Below are 22,646 nucleotides of genomic sequence, written 5' to 3'. Positions count from 1 at the left end.
GTCCGTTGGGTTGTGGCGAGATACTGCGAGCTTCGCGGGTGAAGGGGCCTCTCACCCAACTCCGAATAGCGAAGCTACTAGTGGCGCGCGAGGGCGGCTTCGGTGGGGAGGGTGTCGGCGAGGTCTTCGTCGGTGGATTCGCCGAGGCCGCCGAAGCGGCGCTCGCGGTGCTGGTAGTCGGCGATGGCTTCGAGCAGGTGGAGGCCGCGGAAGTCGGGCCAGAGGCGGTCGGTGACGAAGATCTCGGCGTAGGCGATCTGCCAGAGCAGGAAGTTGGAGATGCGCTGCTCGCCGGAGGTGCGGATGAGCAGGTCAGGGTCGGGCATGTGCGCGGTGTAGAGGTTCGCGCTGATCTGGTCTTCGTCGATGCGGTGCTCGAGGGCGAGGTCGCCGCCTTCGGCTGCGAGCATGTCTTCGACGGAGATGCCGCGTTGCCGGGCTTCGGCAAGGAGCTTGCGCAGGATGGAGCGCGCGGAGTCGACGATCTCCGAACGTGAGCCGTAGTTGAGCGCGAGGGTGAGCGTGGTGCCGGTATTTTTCGCGGTCTGCTCGGCGGCCCACTGCATGGTGTCCTGGACTTCGGCGGGGAGCTCGTGGGTGCTGCCGATGTAGGCCATGCGGATGTTGTTGTCGTTCATCCGCTTGACGTTGGAGATGAGGTAGCTCTTGAGCAGCTTCATGAGGAAGCTGACCTCGTTGCCGGGGCGGCGAAGGTTGTTCTCGATGGAGAAGGCGTAGAGGGTGAGCCAGGGGAGGTTGATGCGGCTGGCTGTCTCGACGACGTACTGGACGCTTTCAGCGCCCTGCTGGTGGCCGAGGAAGCGTTTGAGGGCGCGCTTGCCGGCCCAGCGGCCGTTGCCGTCCATAATCACAGCCACGTGCTGGGGCATGCGCTCCAGGTCGAGGGTGTCGTAGAGGGCGCGCTCGTCTGCCGTGAGCTCATGAGCACGGTTGGAACGCTGATAGCCGCGGATGGGGTTGGTTTCGCGCAATGGAAGCTCGCAAGAATGACGATAGCGGAAAAGCAGGGAGTAGGGAATAGGGGGTAGCCACTGGGGCGCAGGAGATGACGGAGTTGTCAGGAGGGATGGAACGGAGAGGCACCGCAGCGGAGGCTCGACGGAGAGACGAGGAGCTGCGGTGCCTGGAGTTCGGTCGCGCTGGGTCGGTTAGGCGGAGCGGCGGTTGCGGAGCTGGCCGGAGTTTTGGGCGAGCTCCCGGACGTGGTTGATGAAGATGGACTTCTGGGTGGAGGTGAGGTGCGCGCTGTAGCGGGCGAGCTCGGCGAGGAACGGGTCGGCGGTGATGATGGCGGCCTCGTCCTGGTGGCGGGTGGGGGCGTCGCGGAGCAGGGCGGAGATATCGACCTGCAGGGCGCGGGCGAGGCGCTCCAGTGAGGAGAGCGTGGGCATAGCCTTGCCGTTTTCGATCTTGGAGATGTAGGTGCGTGGCACGTTCATGCGCGCGGCGAGCTGGCGCTGCGAGAGGTTGCGCGCGTGGCGGAGGTCGCGGACGGCGGTGGCCACGGAGAGCGTCTCTGGCTTGGCTGGGGATGCTGGTTCGGCGACGAGTGCAATGGCTGGCTGGGCCTTGGGGGGCTCGGGCAGCAAGGACTTCTTGCAGCGGCGGCAGCAGTCGATTGTGGTGCGGAACTGGACGAGCTTGCAGTGGTCGCAGCGGACGACTTCACGTTGGGCTGCGGCTGGCTGGGGGGCTGAGACAGGGATGTCAGCTACGCTGACGGGCGCCATCATGGTTGCCATGTTGTGTGTTGCGGACGGCTGCCAGAGCGGGGCACCGTACATTAGCGCCTGGGAAGAAGCCAATGATGTACCTAGACTGACACCCGGTACTGAAAGAGTCAAGAGGAATGCCGAAGATTTTGGCAAGAAACGTGGTAAGAAGGGTAAGGGAACCAAAGTGGTAAACAACAGGCAGGGAATAGGGAGCAGGGAATAGATGAGTGATATGGATTGGTCGGCGGTGGAGGCGGAGAGGTTGTTGCGGGAGTGGACGCTGGGGGAGTCGCTGGTGAAGCATGGGCTGAGCGTGGCCCGGTGTACGGAGAGCTATGGACAACGCGAGGCGGAGCGGTTGGGGCTCACTGGCGATGAGGCGGCGCGGTTGGCGGAGATGTATCGGTGCGCGGGGCTGCTGCATGATATGGACTATGAGCGGCATCCTTCGACTGAGGAGCATCCGTTTGTGGGAGTGAAGTTTTTGCGGGAGCAAGGATGGCCGGAAGAGATTCTGCAGGCGATTCTGGCCCATGCGGACTACTCAGGGGTGATGCCGGAGACGCATCTGCAGCGGTCGCTTTTTGCGTGTGATGAACTTGCAGGGTTTTTGACGGCTTGTGCGCTGGTGAAGCCGACTCGTTCGATTGCGGACGTTGAAGTGGCGGGCGTGAAGAAGAAGATGAAGGACAAGGCGTTTGCGCGGGCGGTGAAGCGTGAGGACATGACTCGTGGGGCGGAGTTATTGGGAATTCCGATTGAGGAGCATGTGGGGAATTGTTTGAGCGCGATGCAGAGGCATGCGTCGGAGTTAGGGTTGTAGTCCTGTCCAGGGAAGCTCTGAACAAGTGTGCCAGCGTTCCCTCAGCGGCTAAAGCCGCATTGATTTCGGAGGCTTTACGGCGGGACTGAAGCCCCGCCCCTTCAAAATAAGACACTTGCTCAGAGCTTTCCTAGTGGCAGCTATGGAGGATGAGGAGCCACGCGAGCGAAAGGATGATTGAGCCGATGATGCCTACGGTGAGAGTGGCTCGGCGTGGGTTCGGGACGGTGGGTGTGGCGAGGTCGTGGGTGTGGTCGGTGGGTAGGTCGGGGTTGTAGCGGATGGGGAAGAGGGTGTTCTGGGGGATGGCGGTAGCGGAGTAGAACTCGCCTTCGTGGTGGGTGCCGTTGGCGAAGTAGTTGTAGCGGATGCGGTAGTGCTTGTCCGACGGCAGGCCAAAGGCGATGGCGCGGCCGGCGCGCATATCGTAGCGGCACTCGAGGACGGTGGCGATGGCTTCGGGCCAATCGGGGTGGAGGAGCGTGTCGGGGGTGGTGGGCATAGGTGGTGGGAGGTAGTCAGTTCCGGGGCTAAAGCCCCTTTCGTCTGAAGGGAGTTATGAGACCCGAGGCTGAAGCCTCGGGGTACCTGATTTGTGACGGCCCAGTAGAAACAGATCTTTCGCTGCGCTCAGGATGACAAGTCTACAGGGCCAGATGTGAGGCGTGAATGCGGGGGATGTTGAGGGCGGCGAAGCGGTCGTTGGTGGTTTCGACGGTGGTAGGGAGGGCGACGGCGCGGGCGAGGTCTTGGAGGACGATGGCGGTGAAGCCATGCTGGACGGCGTCGATGGCGGAGAAGCCGACGCAGAAGTCGTAGGCGAGGCCGCAGAAGAAGAGGCGGGTGAGGCCGCGCTCGCGGAGGTAGCCGGCGAGGCCGGTGGGGGTGGTGCGGTCGTTTTCGAGGAAGGCGGAGTAGCTGTCGATGTCTTTGCGGAAGCCTTTGCGGAGGATGAGCTCTGTGTTGGGGATGTCGAGGGCTGAGTGGAGGGCGGCGCCGGAGGTGTTCTGGATGCAATGGTCGGGCCAGAGGGTTTGCGTACCGTAGGGGGCCTGGACAGTGTCGGTGAAGGGTTGCAAACCGTGAGTGCTGGCGAAGGAGATGTGGCCGCGGGGATGCCAGTCCTGGGTGAGGATGACGTGGGGGAAGCGCGCGGCGAGGGCGTTGATGCCGGGGATGATCTCCTCGCCCCCGCGGACGGAGAGTGCGCCAGCGGGGGAGACGAAGTCGTTCTGCATGTCGATGACGAGGAGGGCGTCGTGCGGGGTGAGGGGCGGGAGCGTGCGGCTCATACATTGATTGTAAGAGCGGTAGCAGAAAAGGCTCGACCAACGTCATTAGGGAAATGGGGGATGAGCCGATATCCTCTTGTGGAGGGATGATATCGAGCGCATGAGTTTTGGGCAACGAATGTTGAAGAGCTGGCTGAGGTGCGGAGTGGTGTTGCTGCTACTGGCTGGGTGGGCTTCAGGGGGGAGATTGAGAGCGCAGATAGAGATGCCGGATGCCCCTTCTCCGGCGGCGCAGGGGCAGGGGCGCGCCATGGTGAGCGGTGTGGTGAAGGATGTGGGCGGGACTCCGGTGGGCGGAGCGCACGTGGTGCTGGATGGGCCAGCGGGGATGACGCGCACGGCGGTGACTGATGAAGACGGTGAATATGAGTTTGAGGGGCTGGTTGCGGGGCGCTACTCGGTGAGTGTGAAGGCCGAGGGGCTGGCGGACGGTCGCGTGGTGGTGATGGTGCCGAGCAGCGGGGACGTGAAGGCGCCGGAGTTCTCGTTGAAGCTGGTGACGGTGAACGCCGAGGTGGAGGCGGTGAGCCCGAAGGAACTGGCGGAGATGCAGGTGAAGCAGGAGGAGAAGCAGCGGATTCTGGGTGTGATCCCAAACTTTTATGTGGCGTATGACCCGAATACGGTGGGTATGACGCAGGGACAGAAGCTGCAACTGGCAGGGAGGACGCTGATTGACCCGGTGACGTTCGCGGCGGCAGCGGTGGGAGCCGGGCTGAATCAGGCGACGCAGACGCCGTCGCAGTGGGGGCAGGACTGGGCAGGCTTTGGGCAGCGCTATGGGGCCCAGATGGCGGGTACGCTTGCCGGGGTGGGCCTGTCGGGATATGTGTTTCCGGCGATCTTTCACCAGGACCCGCGGTACTTCTATAAGGCGGATGGAACGGTGAAGGAGCGCACGGAGTGGGCGCTGAAGCAGGTGTTGGAGCAGAGAAGCGATAAGGGGAAGTGGCAGCCAGGGTGGTCGAACATGCTGGGAGACCTGGCGGCGTCAACGGCGACGGTGGCGCTGTATCCGCATGACGATGTGCATTGGGGCTCGACGACGGCGGCGAACTTTGGGCTGAATCTGGCGGGCACGGCGTTTGGGAACATCATGGAGGAGTTTGTGGTGCCGAAGCTCGTGCTGCATAGGAAGAAGGCGAAACAGACGACGCCGTAAGGGTAGTGGAGTAGCTTAATACGAATGGTAAAGATCGTTGAAAGTTCGCGGAGTGCCTGGCAGTCGCTGGCGAAGGTGATGTCGCCGGAGGTGAAGGCGGAGTATCTGAGGGCGGTGGTGGCGGCTGGATTTCAGCATCTGGATGCGGTGAGCTTTGTGTCGAAGCAGGCTATGCCGCAGATGGCGGACTCAGAGCTGGTGCTGGAGTACCTGGATGCGCCGGAGGATACCGAGGTGATCGGTATGGTGGCGAACGCCAAGGGCGCCGAGCGTGCGGTGGAGAGCGAGCGCGTAACGACGCTGGCGTTTCCGTACTCGATCTCGCCGACGTTCCTGGACCGCAATCAGCGGCAGACGCCGCAGGAGGCGCTGGACCAGCTGGAGCAGGTGGGCGAGATTGCGTACAAGGGCGGGCAGGATGTTGTGGCCTATGTCGCGATGGCGTTTGGGAACCCGTATGGGGATGCGTGGGACATTGACGAGGTAGTGAGCGCGGTGGACCTGCTGGTGGACTCGGGCGTGGCGCAGGTGGTGCTGGCGGACACAATGGGGACGGCCCCGGTGGAGCTGGTGCGTGATGTGCTCGCGTGTGTGCTGGGCGTGCATGAGTCGCTGGAGGTGGGTGTGAAGCTGCGTGCGAGCGCGAAGGAGGCTTCGGCGAAGATACGTGCGGCGTATGAGGCGGGATGCCGACGGTTCGACTCGGTGCTGGGCGGGGTTGGCGGGCCTCCGGCGGCGGCTGGGTTCGAGGCGGAGGTGTTTGGGAATCTGCCGACGGAGGTGCTGGTGGAGACGCTGCGGAAGATGGGCGCGGAGCTGCCGGAGCTGGAGCCGCTGGAGCGTCTGGTGGCGACGAGCCGCGCGATGGAGCGGCGGTATGCGGCGGTGGTGCAGTAAAGCAGGGAGCAGGGAGTGGGGAATAGGGAGTAGAAAGACGATTCGGTGGGTAGACTGTTGGGATGACTGATCGAGACAGAGTGTTGGAACAGGGGTATGCCGAGACGCGGGTGCGGGTGCGCTACGCGGAGACGGACCAGATGGGTGTGGTGTATCACGCGAACTACCTGGTGTGGTTCGAGGTGGGGCGCGTGGAGATGATGCGTCAGTTGGGGCTGGACTACAAGGACATGGAGCGCGATGAGGGGGCGCTGATCGCGGTGGTGGAGGCGACGGCTCGGTACAAGGCCCCGGCCCGGTATGACGATGAGCTGGTCATACGGACGCGGCTGGCGAATGTGAGGGCGTCGATACTGCGGTTCAAGTATGAGGTGCTGCGCGTGGCGGATGAGACGTTGCTGTGCGAGGGCGAAACCGTGCACCTGGTTGTCGGGCGGGACATGAGGCGGCGTATGCTTCCGGAGCGATATATCGAGCAGTTTGGACCGTTGATGCTTCGCATGGTGAAGGCGGAGCCGTCGTAGGGGTAAGAACGATGGGTGAGAAGAAAGCCGCCTAATTAGCGGGGCAATAAAGGGCTTCGAAAGAGGTTGCCTGATAGAGCTGTTGCTGGGACGGGAGAGCGCTCGCGCAAAGTACGCGAAGTCAGCCATGTTTCGCGAAGAATGCTGTGTGCGGCCTAACAGACCCGGCTACGCGCGCTATCTCTTTGGGTGCGACTGCTCCCATGCCTTTGCGTACTTCCAGCTGGCGTAGACGGAGTGGTAAAGGTGCTGGAGGAGGCCTTCGCGGCCGTCGAGGAAGCCGAGGCGGAAGACGTAGTTCTTGATGAAGGTGAGTGCGGGGAAGATCGCTACGTTTGCGATGAATGCAGGAAGCGCGCGGCTGGTGCGGCCTTTGGCGACGAGGATGTCTGAGCTGAGTGTACTGTAGCGGTCCATGTGCTCGATGTAGGTGGCGAGCGTGGGATAGGCGTGGTGGACGAGGTCGTGGGTGAGGGTGGCGGTGGGGCCGTCGAAGGCGATGACTTCGTGGACCGCTCGTGGCGTGAACTGCGCGGCGGCGGTGCGGCGGAAGAGGCGGAGTTTGGCGTCGGGGTAGAAGCCGCCGTGTTTGATCCAGTGGCCGAGGAAGAGGTTGCGGCGCTTGAGGTAGAAGGCGCTTGTTGTGGGATTTGAGTTGAGGAGAATGTGGATCTCGGTGGCGAGCTCGGGGGTGAGTTCTTCGTCGGCGTCGAGGGAGAGAACCCACTCGCCGGTGCATTGGGCGATGGCGAAGTTTTTCTGCTCGGCGAAGCCAGGCCAGTCGCGGGCGATGACGGTGGCGTTATGGGTGCGGGCGATCTCGGCGGTGCGGTCGGTGGAGTGTGAGTCGACGACGATGATCTCGCCGGGCATCCCACTAAAGAGCGGGGCGACGCTGGCGAGCGTGCGCGCGAGGTTGGCCTCTTCGTTGAAGGTGACGATGGCGACCGAGAGAAGGGGCATGGTTGAGGTGATTCCAACTGCAGGTCTCTCCACTACGCATCGCGATAGGACTGCGATGCTTCGGTCGAGATGACACCTCGGTGGAGGATGACCTAGCTGAGTGTAATCGAGTCGTCGCCGAGTTGCTCGCGGAGGAGGCGCTCGGTGAGGGTGCGGATGTCTTCGCCGGTTTTAGGGAGCGTGAAGGCGTGCTGCGCTTCGTTCCACTCGAGCTTGAAGCTGGTGGAGTGGGCGGAGATCCAGATCTGGCGGACGGGGGTGTTGGGCGAGAAGACGAAGCGTGCGGAGGGGTCGTCTTCAAAGAGGATGTTGAGGACGCCGTTCTTCTCTTCGGTCTCGAAGCCGCCAGCCTCTTCGGAGCGGATGAGGGATTGCTTGAGGGATTCGAGGACGGTGTCGGATTCGCGGCGGAAGGTGGCTTCGTCGATCATCTGTTTCAGTGTACCGGTTCGTGTGGCGCGGCTGGTGGCGTTGGCGGCTGTGGGGCGGATGCGGTGCAGGGACCGGGGTTGGCGGTGGGCTCGTAACGCTCGGTGGTGTCGGAGTAGTTGAAGGGCTGGCAGGTGAAGGTGTGGAGGTGCGACTGCTGGAAGGTTGTGTCGGAGGCGAGCGGGTCGGCGGCCTCGTGCGGAGAGAGATGACCGTTGGCGGTGACGAGGAAGAAGTGTTGTGAGGGGTCGACGGGGTCGGGCTGGAGCCAGCGGTGGGTGATGTCGCAGCCGGGGCGCTTGGGATTGCTACAGACGCGGGCAGAGGAGGCGAAGCTAATGAGGATGACGGCCTTGTTGTTGAGGATGCGGAGGTGCGCTTCGTTCTCGGTGAGGTCGCCGTTGGCGGCGACGGTGGTGGCGCGGTAGACGGCGCGGTAACGCTCGTGCTGCATGAGCGAGCGGGCGATGCGGAGGAATGTGGCCGGGGTGGTGGAGGGATTGGCGAAGGAGGTGGCGTAGGTGAGGGTCGCGATGCGGGCCCAGCTGTCGCCATGGGGCATGAGGACGGCGCTGACGATGTGCTGGTCGAGCTCGACGGTGAGGATGGCGTCGAGCTCGTCGGTGAGGCCGAGGGCGACGAAGCTGAGCTGGATGGAGTGCGGGTAAGGGGTGTGGCCGCGGCCGAGGTACTGCGCGGGCGAGCCGATGGCGGAGAGAGCGGCGGCGCGGGTGCGGTCGTCGTCGGCTTCAAGCTGGCGGGTGAGCGACTGCGGCGCGGGGACTCCGTAGTTGACGGAGGCGAACTGCAGTGCGCCCATGCCGGTGCTGACGGGGACGATTGCCTTACCTGCTAGGCCTTTTGGCGGCGGCGGCGCGGTGGGCGGCGAGGAGAGGCCGTTGTGGCGCTGCGCAGCGGCCAGAGGTGCCAGCAGTACCGCCAGTATGCAAGCCGTGAGCCGCGCGGGTGAATGCGGCTTGGTGCCAGCTCGACGGAGTGCATGCGATGGAGGTGTAGGCACGCGGAGAGGCCCTGACAGAGGCGCTAGAACGGGATGTCGTCGTCGGTGATCTGCTGGTCGGCGTAGTCGGGCGTGGAGGTGCTGCCGCCGCTGTAGGAGGCTGACGAGGATGATCCGGAGGAGGAGGAGCGGGAGTAGCCGCTGCCGGAGGAGCTGCCGCCGCCTTCGCCGCGGCCGCCGAGCAGGGTGAGCTCGTTGACGAGGATCTCGGTGCGGTACTTCTTCTGGCCGGACTCCTTGTCGTCCCAGGAGCGGGTCTGGAGTTTGCCTTCGATGTAGACCTGCGAGCCCTTCTTGACGTAGTCGCGGATGATCTCGGCGGTGCGCTGGAAGGCGACGAGGTTGTGCCACTCGGTCTTGTCGGCCCACTGGCCGTCGGCGCCCTTGGCGCGCTCGGCGGTGGCGAGGGTGAAGGTGGCGACGGTCATGCCGTTGGGTGTGGTGCGGATCTCGGGGTCTTTGCCGAGGTTGCCGAGGAGGAAGACTTTGTTAACGCCTTTTGCCATGGATGCTCTCCGTTGTCAGTTGTCGAGGATAGCAGAGTGATGGGCGAGGAATTTCGGGACGAAACTGATATCCCCTCCCCCTCCCCTATGTAGCGGAGGTATCCAGTGAAATCAGCGACTTACGGGGTGATCCCGGGGGTAAGTGGCTGATTCTGTATATAGTTATGGGTATGATATGGGAAAGAAAGGGGATAGTGGGGGCTTTGCCCCAAAAGTGCGCCATTTCCGGTTGTCCGGTTGGGGTACGCTCGCGCCTTCGGCTCTCGCTACTGCAAATACAGGGGTTTCTCCGCTCCGCATCGCGATAAAACCGCGATGCTCCGGTCGAAATGACAAGCTTTTGGGATAAACGAAGAGTTTTTTGGGCAACGCCGGATAGTGGAGAGGGGATAGAGGATAGAGCGAGCCTGCCCCTGGTTTGCGGGTTTCAGTTGCCAGTTTGCCAGTTATCCAGTGAGTCAGCTCCCCTAGTTCCAGTATAGAAGGTTGAGGTGGGGAAAGTGTTTTTGGTTTGGAGTGCGTAAGTATTGTTTGTAATCGGTTTAGGGTGTGTGTGTGGGAACCTTGGGGTTGACAGGCCGTGGGCGGAAAGGGAAGGCTGAGCCGACTTGGGCGATGGCGGAGTCGATGGTGCTGCCGGGGGCGATGGCGGCCTCGTCGACGGGCTGGATGACGCGGATGATGCCGTGCGCGTCGAGGAGGATGAGCGCGGCAAGGGGCTTGGGGAACATGTGGGGTTGGACGGCTGAGGTTTGGGGAAGTTTGATCCTAGTCCTAACTTTTTAGGATGATAGCGCGCCGGAGCGATGCCGCTACTCCGGGGTACGCTCGCGCCTGCGGCGCATCGCTGCGGCAAAAGCGTTCACGCAGAGGGCGCAAAGTAAAAGCCCGCAAAGGTCGCAGAGTAGAACAGGCAACGGCAAGGGCAACCGCAGGTCTCTCCGCTACGTCCGCAAAGGGCGCGGACTCCGGTCGAGATGACACATCGGGGTATGTGGGGTGGGGTTAGTCGCGGTGGAGGTCGCCGAAGAGTTTGGCGAGGCCGAGGACGAGGGTGAGGGCTCCGGTGGGGAGGCAGCCCATGGCGACCATGAGGGCGAGCCAGCCGCCGTTGGTGTGCGGGCCCTGTTTGGTGACTCCGCCGAAGACGGTGTACATGAGCGCGGCGGAGGCGACTCCCGTGAGGAAGATGGTGGAGCCGGTTTTGAGGATGGTCTTTGTGTCGTCTTGCATAGGGGGAAGAACAGGGAGTAGGGAATAGGGAGTAGCGAAAGGTTTAGCGGTAGGCGGCGAGCATGGCGTAGACGACTACGCCGGAGACGGAGACGTAGAGCCAGATGGGGAAGGTGTAGCGGGCGAGTTTTTTGTGGGCGGGGAAGCGGCCTGTGAGTGACAGGAAGAAAGTGATCAGGATCATGGGCAGCGCGACGACTGCGAGCAGGATGTGCGGGAGCAGAAGGACCCAGAGGTAGATGAGGCGCGCGGTGGGATGCGTGGTGGGGAAGAGGATGTCGCCGTGCAGGACGTGGTTGGCGATGTAGGCGACGAGGAAGGCGCTGGAGACGATGAAGGCCGCGAACATGCTGTTGCGGTGTGCGGCGATGCGGCGGGCGCGGATGTGGCGGAAGCCATTGATGAGGAAGATGGCGCAGATGGCATTGAGAACGGCGTCGAGCTCGGGGAGGAAGGCGAGGTGGTGGCCGGCGGCGTCGGTGGGTGGGTGGTAATAGACCAGCCAGGCGAGGAAGAGAGACGCGACGAGGCTGACGCCGAGGATGGCGGCGATGATGGAGGGTGGGGTGCGGGTTGTGTCTTGCTGCGTCATGGGCGTTGGGTTCAGTTTCGTGGTGGCAGAGGCTAAGAGCGTTCCCGCAAAGTTCGCGGAGTTAGCGAAGTTTCGCCAAGTAAGGGAAAGGCGGTTAGAAGAGGAGGCGGCCATGGGCGTTGAGCATCATGGCGATAAGGAGCAGTGGCAGGTAGATGACGGAGACTTTGAGGAGGTGACGGGCGATGGTGCGGCTCGGCTCGTTGGGGTGGCGGGTGATGGCGAAGAAACGGATGGTGGCGGCGAGGTACCAGAGGCCGAGGGCTGTCGCTACGAGGGCGTAGGGCAGGCCGGTGAGGTGCAGCCAGTAGGGCCAGAGACTGACGGGGACCATGAGGATGGCGTAGACGAGAGCCTGCACGGCGGAGGAGCGCGCGGCCCAGGCGGCAGAGCTCTGGGTGGAGGTGACGCGGATGCCGGCTTCGCCGTAGTCCTTGCGGTAGAGCCAGCCGATGGCCATGAAGTGAGGGAACTGCCAGACGAAGAGGATGGCGAAGAGAGCGACGGCGGGCCACTCGATGAGGCCGCGGGCGGCGGTCCAGCCGATGAGCGGAGGCAGTGCGCCGGGGAAGGCCCCGATGAAGGTGTTGAGTGTGGTGATGCGCTTGAGCGGGGTGTAAATGGCGACGTAGGCGACGGCGGTGAGAAGTGTAAGCAGGCCGGTGAGAGCGGTGACGGCCCAGGCGAGGTAGATGGAGCCTCCACAGACGAGGAGGAAGCCGAGAACGAGGCCGTGGGCGAAGGAGATGCGGCGCTGTGCCATGGGTCGGGAGGCGGTGCGCGGCATGAGGAGGTCGGTGTTGCGCTCAAGCGCCTGATTGAGAACGGAGGAGCCGGCGGTGACGAGGGCTACTCCGATGAGGGTTTTGAGGAGCAGGAGGTTGAAGGGCGGGATGCCGGACGCCAGCGAGCCGAGGTAGAAGCCGGCAGCGGCGGTGATGATGACCATCAGCGAGACGCGAGGCTTGACGAGGATGGCGTAGTCGGCCAGCAGCGTGGAGCGGGAGGCAGAGCGGGGCGTGGCGGGGACTGCGGCCGGAGCTGAGGCGGTGGTGGGCACGGGCTGTGTTTTTAAGAATACAGGAGCAGGAAATAGGAAGTAGGAAATAGGAAGTAGCGAAGGGCTAAAGCCCTTATTCTTCTGTCGAGCCTATGAGACCTGACGCTGAAGCGTCAGGGTACCGAGCGGTGGCGCGGTGGGATACGGGGAGGTTCACCGGGTGCTGTGAATTGCAGCATTAACAGGGCACAGGTATACTGCGCTCATTGGGCAGAGCTGGTGTTTCTCTTGCACTGCCGCGAGGAAGGTCGGTCTTCAGCAGCGAAAGCGTGAAGGATGTCCAACTCGAGATGGGTGGTCCGCCCGGCCAGGGTTCGCTCGCTGTGAGCCGGAGGGCGGCAGGATGGCGCGCTGTTACGCGCGTGCTGCGAAGTAGCGGCGGATTTGGCAAGCAGACGGTAAAGCAGGCGGGTGGGGCCGTCTGGACGAGTGTCAGCGATTTAGCAAGTGTGGTGATGCCGTCGGAGTGCCGCCTGTGTGGCGGAGCGATGGGGCGTTTGGGGACGGTGAGGGTTTGCGAAGCCTGCCTGGCGCGTGTGGGCGCGGAGACGGCGGAGCGGGATGAGACGGTTTGTGCGCGTTGTGGGGACGCGATGGGGATGCGCGAAGCCTCTTGGCTTGAAGACGCGCGGTTTGCGGCGGCGATGGGCGTGAGAGCGTGCACGATGTGCAGGCTGGCTCCTCCAGAGTTTGAACGGGCCGTGGCGAGCGGCGACTACGACGATGAGATGCGCGAGATGCTGCACCTGCTGAAGTTTGCGGGACGTCGTGCGCTGGCGGAACTGGTGCTGGGCGAGCGCGTGGCGCGGGCGGCGATGATGCTGTGTGATGAAGCCGCGAAGGAGCTGGTGGTGGTGCCGGTGCCGTTGTTTGCCGCTCGCGAGCGGGAGCGTGGTTATAACCAGGCGCTGCTGTTGGCGCGGGCTGCGGTGAAGCGACTGAAGAAGGCTACGCCGGAGTGGCGGCTGCGGATCGAGAGCGGTGTGTTGGTGCGCGTGAAGAACACCAGGCCGCTGTATTTTATGGCGTCCCCGAAGGAGCGGAGGGCGAGTTTGCGTGGGGCGTTTCGGGTTGTAAAGAGTGAAGCGCTGCGCGGGCGTGAGGTGCTGCTGGTGGATGACATTATGACGACCAGAGCGACGGCTCGGGAGTGTGCGCGGGTGTTGATGCGTGCGGGGGCGGCGAAGGTTTGGGTGGCGACGGCGGCGAAGGTGCAGCCGGAGAGCGCTCGGAGTGAGCAGATGGAGCCGGTGGAGGTGGCGATGTGGTCGCCGAAGCTGGTTGAGCCGGATGTGTCGCGGCAGAGAAGGTTTGGCGGGAGTGATGGGTAGAGAAGCGGGTCTCTCCACTGCGCATCGCGATAAGGCTGCGATGCTTCGGTCGAGATGACACATCTTCAAGGGTACGCAGAAAGACTTCAAAGGTAAGCAGATTCAAGGGTACGCAGAAAACTCGGAGGGCAGGAATGCAGGCTGGGCGGACAAAGCGGACGGGCAATAGACATCACACGACTCATCCGGTGCCGGGAACGGCGCGGGCGGAGGCGATCGATATACGGATGGGCGTGTTTCGGCAGCCGGCGATGCAGACGCCGGTGCTGGTGCTGAATGCGAGCTATGAGCCAATCAACATCTGCGGCGCGAGGCGGGCGCTGGTGCTGGTGTTGAAGGGGATCGCGCGCACGGAGGAGGAGCAGGGGGCGGTTCTTCATTCGCACAGGATGAACCTGCAGATGCCGAGCGTGATTCGTTTGCTGGAGTACCGGCGGATTCCGCACCAGACACGGGCGCTGAGCCGGAAGAACATTCTGCTGCGCGACCGCAATACGTGCCAGTACTGCCAGAAGGTGCTGACGGCGGCGGAGCTGACGCTGGACCATGTGATTCCGCGGTCGCGGGGCGGGCTTTCGACGTGGGAGAACCTGGTGGCGTGCTGCAAGGACTGCAATCGGCGGAAGGGCAACCAGATGCTGCATGAGCTGACGGAGATGCGGCTGCTGCGTGAGCCACGGCCGTTCTCGCTGCATACGTCGCGGCATATTATGCGGATGATTGGGTCCGCGGATGCGAACTGGCGGAAGTATCTTTACTTTGAGAATGAGACGGCGGCGTAGAGGAGAACAGGCAGCGGCAAAGACTTTCCCGCAAAGTTCGCGAAGAGAAACGCGAAGTTACGCCACGGGAGTTGTGGCGTAACTTTTGATTTTTGAGGTGGGTCAGGGTTGCGGTTTGGCGGGTGAGGTGGTGGGTTGGGGCTTGGTGGAGTCGTCCTTGTTGGTGCTGATGTCCTGGCCGTTGAAGAGGATGGTGACGCTGGAGTGGAAGCGCTTGTAGTTGGTGTAGCGGACGACGGAGCGGACGTGGACGTCCTGCGAGAGGGCGCCGTGGGCGGCGGCGAAGTGGAGGATGCCCTCGGCCTTGGTGTAGGTGGGGAACCAGTATTTGCCGTCGACCTGCTCGTAGTAGGTGGTGTAGGGCGGTGAGAGGTCTTCGTGGCCGGCGCGGGTGTCCTGGGGGACGGTCATGCCGTTGATGAGGACGATCTCGTTGTCGATGACGTCGAGCCAGACCTTGCCCTGGAAGTAGCGCTGGCCTTTGACGAACTGCTTGGGGGCGCAGTCGAAGACGTAGGTGTCGAGGTCGTCGACGTGCTGGCGGCCGAGGTAGGTGAGGTTGTACTCGGGGAGCTCGGGCGAGGTGAGGACGAAGGGGAGCTTGTTCTCGATGTCCTTCATGTCGTTCTCGGTCATGATGACGCGTTCGAGTGTGTTCTGCGGGGCGAAGGTGACGTGCTCGACGCGGTGGTGGGCGTCGTCGAAGGAGATGTCGGTGACCTGGTGGTACTCGCCGTCGGGCTTGCCGGTGTCGTCGGAGATGGTGAAGAATTTGACGTCCTGGGTGAAGGTGTAGTCGAGGCGCGCGGCGGCGAAGGCGGACTCCTGTGTGCCCATCTTCTGGATGATCTCGGGGATAGTGATGCCGGTGGGCGGCGTGGGGTCGAGTGGGCCGAAGCCCTGGGCGAAGGCTGGGGTGGCGAGAGCCATGAGAGCGAGAGTGAGGAGAGGCCTGGTCATGGGCGAGTCGGAGTCTGTACAGCCCACCTTAGCGACGATGAAGCCGTCGCGAAGATGGGGCACCCAGCATGTGGGTGCGGTCTTCAACAGGATAGACGGGTTTGGTCGGGAATTGGTTGAAGGGGCGGCGTAGACTGCGGGGTATGGCTTTTGGCAGAGCAACTGGTTTCGGTAAGACGAAGAAGGTGCGGGCGCCGCTGGATGTGGCGGGGCTGCTGGAGTATGCGGTGAAGTCGCTGGGGTCTCGGATGAAGAGCGAGCGCGACTTGCGGCGGCTGATGCTGCAGCGTGCGGAGCCGGGTGAGGATGGGCAGGCTGCGGTTGAGGCCGTGATGATCAAGCTGAAGGAGTATGGCTACCTGAGCGATGAGCGCTTCGCTGCTGACTATACGCGGCTGCGGCAGGAGAATGAAAAGTTCGGCAAGCGGCGCGTGCAGCAGGGGTTGATGCAGAAAGGTATCGGCGGCGAGACCGCGAGTGTTGCGTTGACGGCGGCGTATGAGGATGTGGATGAGGTCGCGCTGGCGAAGGCATATGTCGAACGCAAGCGGATGAAGAAGCCGGAGGATGACAAGGAGACGGCGCGGGCGATGCGTCGGCTGATGGCTGCGGGGTTTTCGACGAAGACGGTTTGGAAGGTGTTGAGAGGGTGGGGCGCGGAGGTGGAGGAGATCGACGTTGTCGATAGTGAGTAGACAGTAGTGGAGAGACAGTAGTGAAAAGCAAACCTCCGGGCTAAAGCCCCTCTATTTTTTGTGGGCTATGAGACCCGACGCTGAAGCGTCGGGGTACCTGAGTGATGGTGAGGTCGAAAAGGGGCAGGAGCCAATGAGGAAGCAGATTCCCTTCGGGAATGACAGACAAGTTGAACGGGTGGTGGGGATTGACTGGTCGGGCAGGGTGGATGCGGCGGGGCAGCGGCGGCATATCTGGGCGGGAGTATGGACTGAGGGCGAGCGGGTAAGGCTGGAGAGTGGGCGGACTCGGGTGGAGATTGCGGAGTGGTTGATGGAGCTGGCGAAGGAGACTCCGCGGATGGTGGTGGGGTTCGATTTTTGCTTTGGGTTTCCGGCGTGGTTTGTGAGCGGCGAGCATGGTGCGGCGAGTGGGCCGGAGTTCTGGGAGCTGGCGGAGCGCGAGGGGTTTGTGGAGCGGTGGTTGGGGCGCGAGAGTGTAGATCGAAGATTCTGGGGGAAGCCTCATAAGCGGCCCGAGGAGTTTTCGGGGGAGAAACTGCACAGGATGTTGCGGGCGACGGATATTGATTGCAAGCTGGCGGCGCTGATTCCTGAGGCAGAGCGGCAGGCGCGGGTGAGAGGCATTGCGCCGAAGAGTGTGTTTCAGATTGGCGGAGCAGGGAGCGTGGGGACGGCGTCGTTGCGCGGGTTTGGTGTGTTGTTGAAGCTGCGGGCGGCGGGGTTTCGGGTGTGGCCGTTTGACCGGCCGGCGCTGGGTTTGAAGAAGCCGTGTCCGCTGGTGGTGGAGATCTATACGCGGCTGAATACTGGGGCGGTGCGGAAGTCGAGTGCGGAGGCTCGGACGGCGTACTTAGCGAAGAAGCGCAGCGAGAGTACGGAGTATCGGGAGCTTTCGCGTGGGGTGATGGAGAAGGCTAAGGGAAGCGAAGATGCCTTCGATGCGCTGGTGACGACGATGGTGATGGCGGAACGGCGCGCGGAGTTTGTGTCGCTGCCGAAGCCGCGGGAGCCGCTGCATGGGGTGGAGGGGTGGACTTGGGCGCCGGGGGTTTGAGATTGAGGCTGTCAGACCGACCCGGGCCTGAAGGCCTTTTGCATGGGTCTCTATCAGTGGCCTAAAGGCCACTGCTCCCTCCGTTTGTACGCTCGCGCCCACGGCGCTTGCTACGGCAGATGCAGGTCTCTCCGCTACGCATCGCGATAAGGCTGCGATGCTTCGGTCGAGATGACACATCTTTCTTCGGGGAAAGTTTACTCGGGGAAAGTTTGCTCAGTCTAGGAGGTTGAGGGTGGGGAGTGGTGGGAGTGTGTTGATCTTTGCGGCCAGGGTGCGGAAGAGCTCGATGGAGCGGAGGCAGTCGGAGTCGAGGGTGTAGTGGATGTTCTGGGTGAGGTAGGTGCGGATGGTGGTTGCGGGGATGGGGATGCGCGGGGCCCACTCGGTGACGAGGGTTTCGGTGTTGGCGAGACCGGCGTCGCGGCTCGCTATGAGGTCGTCGATGAGCTGGGTTGCGGGGAAGTTCGTTAGTGCTTCGGGGCGGACGGCCCAGACGGCGGCGACCCAGGGGAGTCCGGTGAGCTCGCGCCAGAGTTGAGCGAGGTCGAGCCAGAGGAGGTTGGGGTGTGCGGCGTCGATCTGTGCTCGGTGCTCGCGTGCGAGGAGGGCAGGGTCGCCGATGAGGAGTGCGGCGTCGTGGGCGGCGAGCATCCGGATGGGGCTGTCGTCCTGTGCTGCATCCTCTTCATGGAAGGTGGGGCGGGTGTGGTGGAAGTGCTCGAAGAGGATGTGGGTGTAGGCCTGCGAGCTGCGGGAGGCGGCGTCGGCTGCGACGGTGCGGACGCGGGTGAGGGCTTCGTCGCGTGAGAGAGCTGCGGGGTTTTTGACGAGGAGGAGGATGCTGCGGACTTCGTTCAGCGAGGCGATGGTGCAGCCGGGGACGATGGCGAGCTGCGGCGTGAGCGACGCGATGGGGATGAGGCCGAGGTCGGCGGTGCCTGCGTGCAGCTGCTCGGCGCAGGCGGAGGGCAACGTGTAGTTGACGCTGTAGCGCGTGCTGAGGTCTGTCGCTGTGGGTTCGTGCTCGAAGTTGTAGAGCAGAGGGGCGGGATTGAGGAACGATATTGCGGCAATACGCATAAGGCAGGGAATAGGGAGTAGGGAATAGGGAGTAGATCCAAGTGCCCTGCTGTCTCCAAGATACTAGATGCGGTAGGATGGGCGCACGACGCAGCAGAGAGGGACGCGGAATGAATGGAAGCTTGTTGAATGCGAGTGAAGAGGCTCGTTTGGGGTGGCTGGCGGCGGTGTTGACGCCAGGGTTGGGGCCGACGCGGTCGGCGAGGATGATGCAGAGGCTGGGTGGGGCGGAGCGGGTGTTTTCGGCTTCGTTGACGGAGCTGGAGGGGACCGGAATTCCGGCGGCGGCGGCGCAGTTTATCGCGGACGGGCAGGCTCGCAAGGCGGCGATGGAAGAGGCCGAGAGGACACTTGAGCAGCAGGCGGTGTTTTTGACGCCGGAGGATGCGGGGTATCCGGAGCGGCTGTTGAATATCTATGATCCGCCGGCGGTGCTGTGGGTGCGGGGCGATGTGTCGCAACTGACGAGGGCGGGGATTGCGGTGGTGGGGACGCGGCATCCTTCGCCATATGGTGCGGGGATGGCTGAGATGTTGAGTCGCGAGCTGGCGCTGCGGGGGATGGTGGTGATGAGTGGGATGGCGCGTGGGGTGGACACGTGTGCGCACAAAGGGGCTCTAGATGCGAATGGGGTGACGGTGGCGGTGTGGGGGACGGGGATCGATGTGATCTATCCGAAGGAGAACAAGAAGCTGGCTGAGCAGATTGTGGCGCAGGGTGGGGCGGTGGTGAGTGAGTTTCCGCTGGGGACGTTTCCGGCGCCGCAGAATTTTCCTATCCGGAACAGGACGCTGAGTGGGCTGAGCGTGGGGGTGCTGGTGGTGGAGGCGGCGGAGTATTCGGGGACTCGGATTACGGCTCGGTGCGCGCTGGAGCAGGGGCGCGATGTGTATGCGGTGCCGGGGAACGCGACGAACAAGAACTCGTGGGGGCCGAATACGCTGATCAAGCAAGGGGCTAAGTTGACAGCGACTTGGGAGGACATCTGGGAAGATTTGCCGAGCCAGGTGCGGGTTGAACTGGAGGACGAGATACAGGCGCGGACGGGTCGCGATGAATCTTCTTCGGGCCAGAGTGCATCTCTATTCGTCGAAGCTGGTTCAGGGCAGCCGATGAGCGAGCATGAACGGCTCGTGATACAAGAGTTACGGCAGGACGAAGCCGTGCAGCTGGATACGCTGATCGAACGGCTGGAAGCCAAGCTTGTGTCAGGTGAGATATTTACTGCCTTGTTTGAACTGGAGATAGCAGGCCGTGTGCGGCAGATGCCAGGCAAAAAGTACGTGCGCTGCTTCTAGTGGTAGAGGCCGTCTTTTCATGACGATAGGCAGGAATCACCGATGAGGTTTTGGAACGTCCAAGACCGAGTGGGAACGCGTGACTGAACGCGAAGATGGAGCAAAGGGCAGGACGGCGAGTTTGACTTGCCCTCCGGAAACCGTGATAGGTTGCATAGGAATTGGAAGCGGAGACAAGGCTTCGGCTGTTGGGTCTCTGAATGGGTGTGCAGTATGGCAAAGAATTTAGTGATCGTGGAGTCGCCCGCGAAGGCGAAGACGATCGGGAAATATCTGGGCAGCGACTACGTGGTGGAGGCCTCGATTGGCCACATTATGGACCTGCCGAAGAACGATATCGGCGTGGAGCTGAAGCGGAGGACGTTTGAGCCGACGCTGATTGTGTCTCCGGGCAAGGAGAAGGTGGTTGACCGGCTGAAGAAGCTGGCGGCGAAGAGCGACAGCGTGTTTCTGGCCGCCGATCCTGATCGCGAAGGTGAGGCGATTGCCGCGCATTTAAAGATGCAGCTACTGCCCTCTATTAAGGATAAGAGCAAGCTGCGGCGGGTGACGTTCAACGAGATTACGAAGAAGGCTGTGCAGGCGGCGTTTCAGCATACTCGGGATGTGGACGAGAACCTGGTAGACGCGCAGCAGACGCGGCGCGTGCTGGACCGGTTGGTGGGGTACCAGATCTCTCCGCTGCTGTGGGACAAGGTGAAGCGTGGGCTGAGTGCGGGGCGTGTGCAGACCGTCGCGCTGCGGCTGATTGTGGAGCGCGAGCGGGAGATCAATGCGTTCAACTCGGTGGAGTACTGGAATATAGATGCGGTGCTTGCGCCCGAAGGCCGGTCTCCAAAAGACGGGGGGCAGGAGTTTACGGCGCGGATGGTGGCCGTGGCCGGGCAGCCGATTCGCGTGTCGAATGGCACGGACAAGGAAGGTAAGGAGCAGTTTCTATCGAACGCGCTGCCGGACAAGGCGGCTGTGGATGAAGTGCTGAGCCAGCTGGAGCGCGCGAAGTGGACGGTGCGCTCGATTGAGAAGCGCGAGCAGCGGCGCAACCCGAAGGCCCCGTTTACGACGAGCCAATTGCAGCAGCAGGCGGCAGGACGGCTGGGCTTCAATGTGCGGCGCACAATGGGCGTGGCGCAGAGGCTGTATGAAGGCGTGGAGATCGGCAACGAAGGCACTGTGGGTTTGATCACCTACATGCGTACGGACTCGACGAATTTGAGTGCCGATGCTGTGCGTGAGATTCGGGAGTGGGTGGGCAAGAAGCTCGGCGATAAGTATCTGCCGGAGAAGCCGAACGTCTACAAGAGCAAGAAGGATGCTCAGGAGGCGCATGAGGCGATTCGCCCGACGAATGTGGAGTACGTGCCGGAGCAGATTCGACGGTATCTGAGCGATGAGCAGTACCGGCTGTACAAGCTGATCTGGGAGCGCGCGGTGTCAAGCCAGATGATGCCGGCGGTGTTCGACCAGACGACGGTGGAGATCGAGGCGAAGGCGGATGCCACGTATGACTTTCGCACGACGGGCAGCATCCTGAAGTTTTCTGGATGGCTTCACTTTGACGAAGAGAACAAGAAGGCTAAGGCCGCCCGCGTGGAGGCCGAGAAGGCCGCTGCGGCTGAAGAGGGCGAGGGCGCCGAAGAGAGTTCGGATGACAAGCGACTGCCAGAGCTGAAGGAGAAGCAGGCGCTGGCGTGCAACAAGGTCGATCCGCAGCAGAAGTTTACGCAGCCGCCGCCGCGGTTCAACGAAGCGAGTTTGGTGAAGACGCTGGAAGAGAACGGCATTGGCCGGCCTTCGACGTATGCTTCGATCATCAATACGATCCAGGAACGCGATTATGTGAAGAAGATCCAGCAGAAGCTTGTGCCGACCGAGATCGGCATGGTGGTGACAGACCTGCTGGTGAAGAACTTTCCATACATCTTCAAGGTGGAGTACACGGCTGGTCTGGAGAATGAGCTGGATGCCGTGGAAGATGGCACCGAAAAGTGGACGGACCTGCTGAAGGGCTTCTATGGGCATCTTGAGGAAGAACTGAAGGTCGCCGAGATTGAGATGGAGGACGTCAAGGCGTGGGAGAAGCCCTCTGATGAAGTCTGCGAGAAGTGCGGCGCGCCGCTGATTTTGAAGTGGGGCAAGTTCGGCAGCTTCTACTCGTGCTCGAACTTTACGAAGGCGAAGCCGGTGACGATTGCGCTGGGGCCGCTGAAGAAGACGCCTAAGGTTTCGGTGAAGAAGGTCACGGATGCGTTCAGCTTTCCGGTGCATGTGAAGGTGATGAACGACGATGTGACGGAGATGTCGGTTGAAGTTGCCGATAAGGGCTCGCTGCTTGAGACGCTGGAGCGCGGCGCGGAAGAGGCGCGGAAGGTTGGCGGAAAGCTGATTGTCGAGCCGGATAGCTGCGACTTTACGAAGGAGAACGTGTCGGCGAAGCCGGATTTGACGACTCCTGGGGCGGATGCGGCAGAGCAGGAGGATGAGGCCTGCGACAACTGCGGGCGCACGATGGTGCTCCGCAATGGGCCGTGGGGACCGTTTATGGCTTGCCCTGGGTACAACGAAGATCCTCCGTGCAAGACGATCCGGAAGCTGACGCAGAAGGTGCAGTCGAAGCCGCCGGTGGTGCTGGAAGAGCCTTGTCCGAAGTGCGGCAAGCCGCTGCTGCAGCGCGATGGGCAGTATGGCGAGTTCATTGCCTGCTCGGGCTATCCGAAGTGCAAGTATGTGAAGCAGGAATTGCTGGATGTGCCGTGCCCGAAGTGTGGGGGCGAGGTTGCCGTGCGGAAGAACCGGCGCGGGGATACGTTCTATGGGTGCACGCGGTATCCGAAGTGCGACTTTACGAGCAACCAGAAGCTGGTGAACCAGACGTGTCCGAAGTGCGATTCGGCGTACCTGGTGGAGGTGTCGAATGCCGAGGGGACGTTCCTGGTGTGTCCGAACAACCACGAGGCGATGCCGAAGAAACGGGCGAAGAAGGGAGCCGAGGTAGAGGCTCCTACGACGCCAGCCTGTGGATATCAGAAGAAGATCGGTCCGCCGAAGCTGAAGGAGGCTCCTGTGGATCTGAAACGGCCTGATCCGGAGAAGACGCGTCCGATGGTGGAGGCTGTGGCCTGAGCGGTGTCGCCTTCGGTTTGCAGGAGGAAATCTACTGATTTTGGTAGGTTCATGCGCGGAGACTTTCCATTTCCAATAG

Annotated in this window: 24 protein-coding genes; 10 read left to right on the top strand and 14 right to left on the bottom strand. The window is 62.5% G+C overall.

What is annotated here, in order from left to right:
* Window positions 1-77: 77 nt before the first annotated feature.
* Together uppS and GOB94_RS04860 are read right to left on the bottom strand one after the other, a co-directional pair.
* On the bottom strand, window positions 78-992 hold the full coding sequence (uppS, locus tag GOB94_RS04865) for a polyprenyl diphosphate synthase (protein ID WP_182277753.1): 915 nt from the start codon (window positions 990-992) through the stop codon (window positions 78-80).
* A gap of 177 nt (window positions 993-1,169) precedes the next feature.
* Window positions 1,170-1,763, bottom strand: coding sequence for a helix-turn-helix transcriptional regulator (locus tag GOB94_RS04860; protein ID WP_182277752.1), 594 nt, complete (start codon window positions 1,761-1,763; stop codon window positions 1,170-1,172).
* Window positions 1,764-1,959: 196 nt separating this feature from the next.
* Here GOB94_RS04860 and GOB94_RS04855 point away from each other — a divergent pair, with 196 nt between their 5' ends.
* A complete protein-coding gene (locus tag GOB94_RS04855) occupies window positions 1,960-2,559 on the top strand; it encodes an HD domain-containing protein (RefSeq protein ID WP_182277751.1) in 600 nt (199 codons plus the stop codon).
* Window positions 2,560-2,689: 130 nt separating this feature from the next.
* Here the strand turns inward: GOB94_RS04855 and GOB94_RS04850 are convergent, their stop codons facing one another.
* Both GOB94_RS04850 and GOB94_RS04845 read right to left on the bottom strand, forming a co-directional pair.
* Window positions 2,690-3,061 carry a hypothetical protein gene (locus tag GOB94_RS04850; protein WP_182277750.1) on the bottom strand — a complete coding sequence of 124 codons (372 nt, stop codon included), beginning with the start codon at window positions 3,059-3,061 and terminating at the stop codon, window positions 2,690-2,692.
* 142 nt (window positions 3,062-3,203) lie between these two features.
* Entirely contained in the window at window positions 3,204-3,851 is a 648-nt protein-coding gene (locus tag GOB94_RS04845; protein ID WP_182277749.1) for a nicotinamidase, read from the bottom strand.
* A gap of 205 nt (window positions 3,852-4,056) precedes the next feature.
* On the opposite strand from GOB94_RS04845, the gene GOB94_RS04840 reads away from it, so the two are divergent.
* From GOB94_RS04840 to GOB94_RS04830, 3 genes are all read left to right on the top strand, one after another.
* The gene (locus GOB94_RS04840; RefSeq protein ID WP_182277748.1) at window positions 4,057-5,013 is read left to right on the top strand and encodes a carboxypeptidase-like regulatory domain-containing protein; all 957 of its coding nucleotides are present in this window, start codon (window positions 4,057-4,059) and stop codon (window positions 5,011-5,013) included.
* 24 nt (window positions 5,014-5,037) lie between these two features.
* Complete coding sequence (locus GOB94_RS04835; RefSeq protein ID WP_182277747.1) at window positions 5,038-5,910, top strand: hydroxymethylglutaryl-CoA lyase; 873 nt, start codon at window positions 5,038-5,040, stop codon at window positions 5,908-5,910.
* A 62-nt stretch (window positions 5,911-5,972) separates the two neighbouring features.
* Window positions 5,973-6,434 carry a thioesterase family protein gene (locus GOB94_RS04830; RefSeq protein ID WP_182277746.1) on the top strand — a complete coding sequence of 154 codons (462 nt, stop codon included), beginning with the start codon at window positions 5,973-5,975 and terminating at the stop codon, window positions 6,432-6,434.
* 177 nt (window positions 6,435-6,611) lie between these two features.
* On the opposite strand, the gene GOB94_RS04825 is transcribed toward GOB94_RS04830, so the two are convergent.
* From GOB94_RS04825 to cyoE, 8 genes are all read right to left on the bottom strand, one after another.
* Window positions 6,612-7,397 carry a glycosyltransferase family 2 protein gene (locus GOB94_RS04825; RefSeq protein ID WP_182277745.1) on the bottom strand — a complete coding sequence of 262 codons (786 nt, stop codon included), beginning with the start codon at window positions 7,395-7,397 and terminating at the stop codon, window positions 6,612-6,614.
* Between the two features lie 92 nt (window positions 7,398-7,489).
* Entirely contained in the window at window positions 7,490-7,828 is a 339-nt protein-coding gene (cyaY, locus tag GOB94_RS04820; RefSeq protein ID WP_182277744.1) for an iron donor protein CyaY, read from the bottom strand.
* A 5-nt stretch (window positions 7,829-7,833) separates the two neighbouring features.
* Window positions 7,834-8,847: a hypothetical protein gene (locus tag GOB94_RS04815; protein ID WP_182277743.1), complete on the bottom strand. Its 1,014-nt coding sequence runs from the start codon at window positions 8,845-8,847 to the stop codon at window positions 7,834-7,836.
* Window positions 8,848-8,870: 23 nt separating this feature from the next.
* Window positions 8,871-9,353, bottom strand: coding sequence for a single-stranded DNA-binding protein (ssb, locus tag GOB94_RS04810; RefSeq protein ID WP_182277742.1), 483 nt, complete (start codon window positions 9,351-9,353; stop codon window positions 8,871-8,873).
* Window positions 9,354-9,895: 542 nt separating this feature from the next.
* Complete coding sequence (locus GOB94_RS04805; RefSeq protein ID WP_182277741.1) at window positions 9,896-10,084, bottom strand: hypothetical protein; 189 nt, start codon at window positions 10,082-10,084, stop codon at window positions 9,896-9,898.
* Window positions 10,085-10,358: 274 nt separating this feature from the next.
* Window positions 10,359-10,586 (bottom strand): hypothetical protein, encoded by a 228-nt coding sequence (locus GOB94_RS04800; protein ID WP_182277740.1) that lies wholly within the window; start codon window positions 10,584-10,586, stop codon window positions 10,359-10,361.
* A gap of 43 nt (window positions 10,587-10,629) precedes the next feature.
* On the bottom strand, window positions 10,630-11,178 hold the full coding sequence (locus GOB94_RS04795) for a DUF420 domain-containing protein (RefSeq protein WP_182277739.1): 549 nt from the start codon (window positions 11,176-11,178) through the stop codon (window positions 10,630-10,632).
* A 94-nt stretch (window positions 11,179-11,272) separates the two neighbouring features.
* Window positions 11,273-12,238, bottom strand: a complete 966-nt coding sequence (gene cyoE / locus GOB94_RS04790; RefSeq protein WP_255484242.1) for a heme o synthase — start codon at window positions 12,236-12,238, stop codon at window positions 11,273-11,275.
* A gap of 269 nt (window positions 12,239-12,507) precedes the next feature.
* Here cyoE and GOB94_RS04785 point away from each other — a divergent pair, with 269 nt between their 5' ends.
* Both GOB94_RS04785 and GOB94_RS04780 read left to right on the top strand, forming a co-directional pair.
* Window positions 12,508-13,569 carry a ComF family protein gene (locus tag GOB94_RS04785; protein WP_182277738.1) on the top strand — a complete coding sequence of 354 codons (1,062 nt, stop codon included), beginning with the start codon at window positions 12,508-12,510 and terminating at the stop codon, window positions 13,567-13,569.
* Between the two features lie 134 nt (window positions 13,570-13,703).
* Window positions 13,704-14,351 (top strand): HNH endonuclease, encoded by a 648-nt coding sequence (locus tag GOB94_RS04780; RefSeq protein ID WP_182277737.1) that lies wholly within the window; start codon window positions 13,704-13,706, stop codon window positions 14,349-14,351.
* Window positions 14,352-14,453: 102 nt separating this feature from the next.
* Here GOB94_RS04780 and GOB94_RS04775 read toward each other — a convergent pair whose 3' ends face one another.
* Complete coding sequence (locus tag GOB94_RS04775) at window positions 14,454-15,374, bottom strand: hypothetical protein (RefSeq protein ID WP_255484241.1); 921 nt, start codon at window positions 15,372-15,374, stop codon at window positions 14,454-14,456.
* A gap of 80 nt (window positions 15,375-15,454) precedes the next feature.
* On the opposite strand from GOB94_RS04775, the gene GOB94_RS04770 reads away from it, so the two are divergent.
* Window positions 15,455-16,006: a regulatory protein RecX gene (locus tag GOB94_RS04770; RefSeq protein WP_182277736.1), complete on the top strand. Its 552-nt coding sequence runs from the start codon at window positions 15,455-15,457 to the stop codon at window positions 16,004-16,006.
* A gap of 133 nt (window positions 16,007-16,139) precedes the next feature.
* Complete coding sequence (locus GOB94_RS04765; protein ID WP_182277735.1) at window positions 16,140-17,063, top strand: DUF429 domain-containing protein; 924 nt, start codon at window positions 16,140-16,142, stop codon at window positions 17,061-17,063.
* A 216-nt stretch (window positions 17,064-17,279) separates the two neighbouring features.
* On the opposite strand, the gene GOB94_RS04760 is transcribed toward GOB94_RS04765, so the two are convergent.
* Window positions 17,280-18,146, bottom strand: coding sequence for a menaquinone biosynthesis protein (locus tag GOB94_RS04760; protein WP_182277734.1), 867 nt, complete (start codon window positions 18,144-18,146; stop codon window positions 17,280-17,282).
* Between the two features lie 110 nt (window positions 18,147-18,256).
* Here GOB94_RS04760 and dprA point away from each other — a divergent pair, with 110 nt between their 5' ends.
* Both dprA and topA read left to right on the top strand, forming a co-directional pair.
* Window positions 18,257-19,444: a DNA-processing protein DprA gene (gene dprA / locus GOB94_RS04755; protein ID WP_182277733.1), complete on the top strand. Its 1,188-nt coding sequence runs from the start codon at window positions 18,257-18,259 to the stop codon at window positions 19,442-19,444.
* A gap of 213 nt (window positions 19,445-19,657) precedes the next feature.
* Window positions 19,658-22,567: a type I DNA topoisomerase gene (gene topA, locus GOB94_RS04750; RefSeq protein WP_182277732.1), complete on the top strand. Its 2,910-nt coding sequence runs from the start codon at window positions 19,658-19,660 to the stop codon at window positions 22,565-22,567.
* The last annotated feature ends 79 nt before the right edge of the window (window positions 22,568-22,646 follow it).

The sequence above is a fragment of the Granulicella sp. 5B5 genome (assembly GCF_014083945.1).
In the GTDB taxonomy this organism is placed as follows: Bacteria; Acidobacteriota; Terriglobia; order Terriglobales; family Acidobacteriaceae; genus Granulicella.
The sequence above is the reverse complement of the archived record's forward strand: the minus strand, read 5'-3'. Positions and strand labels throughout refer to the sequence as shown.

Excerpts from the sequence above, each read along its gene's own strand:
- topA (WP_182277732.1), top strand. The coding sequence starts at position 19,658 with ATGGCAAAGAATTTAGTGATCGTGGAGTCGCCCGCGAAGGCGAAGACG.
- GOB94_RS04825 (WP_182277745.1), bottom strand. The coding sequence starts at position 7,397 with ATGCCCCTTCTCTCGGTCGCCATCGTCACCTTCAACGAAGAGGCCAAC.
- GOB94_RS04845 (WP_182277749.1), bottom strand. The coding sequence starts at position 3,851 with ATGAGCCGCACGCTCCCGCCCCTCACCCCGCACGACGCCCTCCTCGTC.
- GOB94_RS04860 (WP_182277752.1), bottom strand. The coding sequence starts at position 1,763 with ATGGCAACCATGATGGCGCCCGTCAGCGTAGCTGACATCCCTGTCTCA.
- GOB94_RS04835 (WP_182277747.1), top strand. The coding sequence starts at position 5,038 with ATGGTAAAGATCGTTGAAAGTTCGCGGAGTGCCTGGCAGTCGCTGGCG.
- GOB94_RS04805 (WP_182277741.1), bottom strand. The coding sequence starts at position 10,084 with ATGTTCCCCAAGCCCCTTGCCGCGCTCATCCTCCTCGACGCGCACGGC.
- GOB94_RS04760 (WP_182277734.1), bottom strand. The coding sequence starts at position 18,146 with ATGCGTATTGCCGCAATATCGTTCCTCAATCCCGCCCCTCTGCTCTAC.
- GOB94_RS04840 (WP_182277748.1), top strand. The coding sequence starts at position 4,057 with ATGCCGGATGCCCCTTCTCCGGCGGCGCAGGGGCAGGGGCGCGCCATG.
- GOB94_RS04850 (WP_182277750.1), bottom strand. The coding sequence starts at position 3,061 with ATGCCCACCACCCCCGACACGCTCCTCCACCCCGATTGGCCCGAAGCC.
- cyaY (WP_182277744.1), bottom strand. The coding sequence starts at position 7,828 with ATGATCGACGAAGCCACCTTCCGCCGCGAATCCGACACCGTCCTCGAA.
- ssb (WP_182277742.1), bottom strand. The coding sequence starts at position 9,353 with ATGGCAAAAGGCGTTAACAAAGTCTTCCTCCTCGGCAACCTCGGCAAA.
- GOB94_RS04770 (WP_182277736.1), top strand. The coding sequence starts at position 15,455 with ATGGCTTTTGGCAGAGCAACTGGTTTCGGTAAGACGAAGAAGGTGCGG.
- GOB94_RS04830 (WP_182277746.1), top strand. The coding sequence starts at position 5,973 with ATGACTGATCGAGACAGAGTGTTGGAACAGGGGTATGCCGAGACGCGG.
- GOB94_RS04795 (WP_182277739.1), bottom strand. The coding sequence starts at position 11,178 with ATGACGCAGCAAGACACAACCCGCACCCCACCCTCCATCATCGCCGCC.
- GOB94_RS04800 (WP_182277740.1), bottom strand. The coding sequence starts at position 10,586 with ATGCAAGACGACACAAAGACCATCCTCAAAACCGGCTCCACCATCTTC.
- GOB94_RS04855 (WP_182277751.1), top strand. The coding sequence starts at position 1,960 with ATGAGTGATATGGATTGGTCGGCGGTGGAGGCGGAGAGGTTGTTGCGG.
- GOB94_RS04765 (WP_182277735.1), top strand. The coding sequence starts at position 16,140 with ATGAGGAAGCAGATTCCCTTCGGGAATGACAGACAAGTTGAACGGGTG.
- dprA (WP_182277733.1), top strand. The coding sequence starts at position 18,257 with ATGAATGGAAGCTTGTTGAATGCGAGTGAAGAGGCTCGTTTGGGGTGG.
- GOB94_RS04780 (WP_182277737.1), top strand. The coding sequence starts at position 13,704 with ATGCAGGCTGGGCGGACAAAGCGGACGGGCAATAGACATCACACGACT.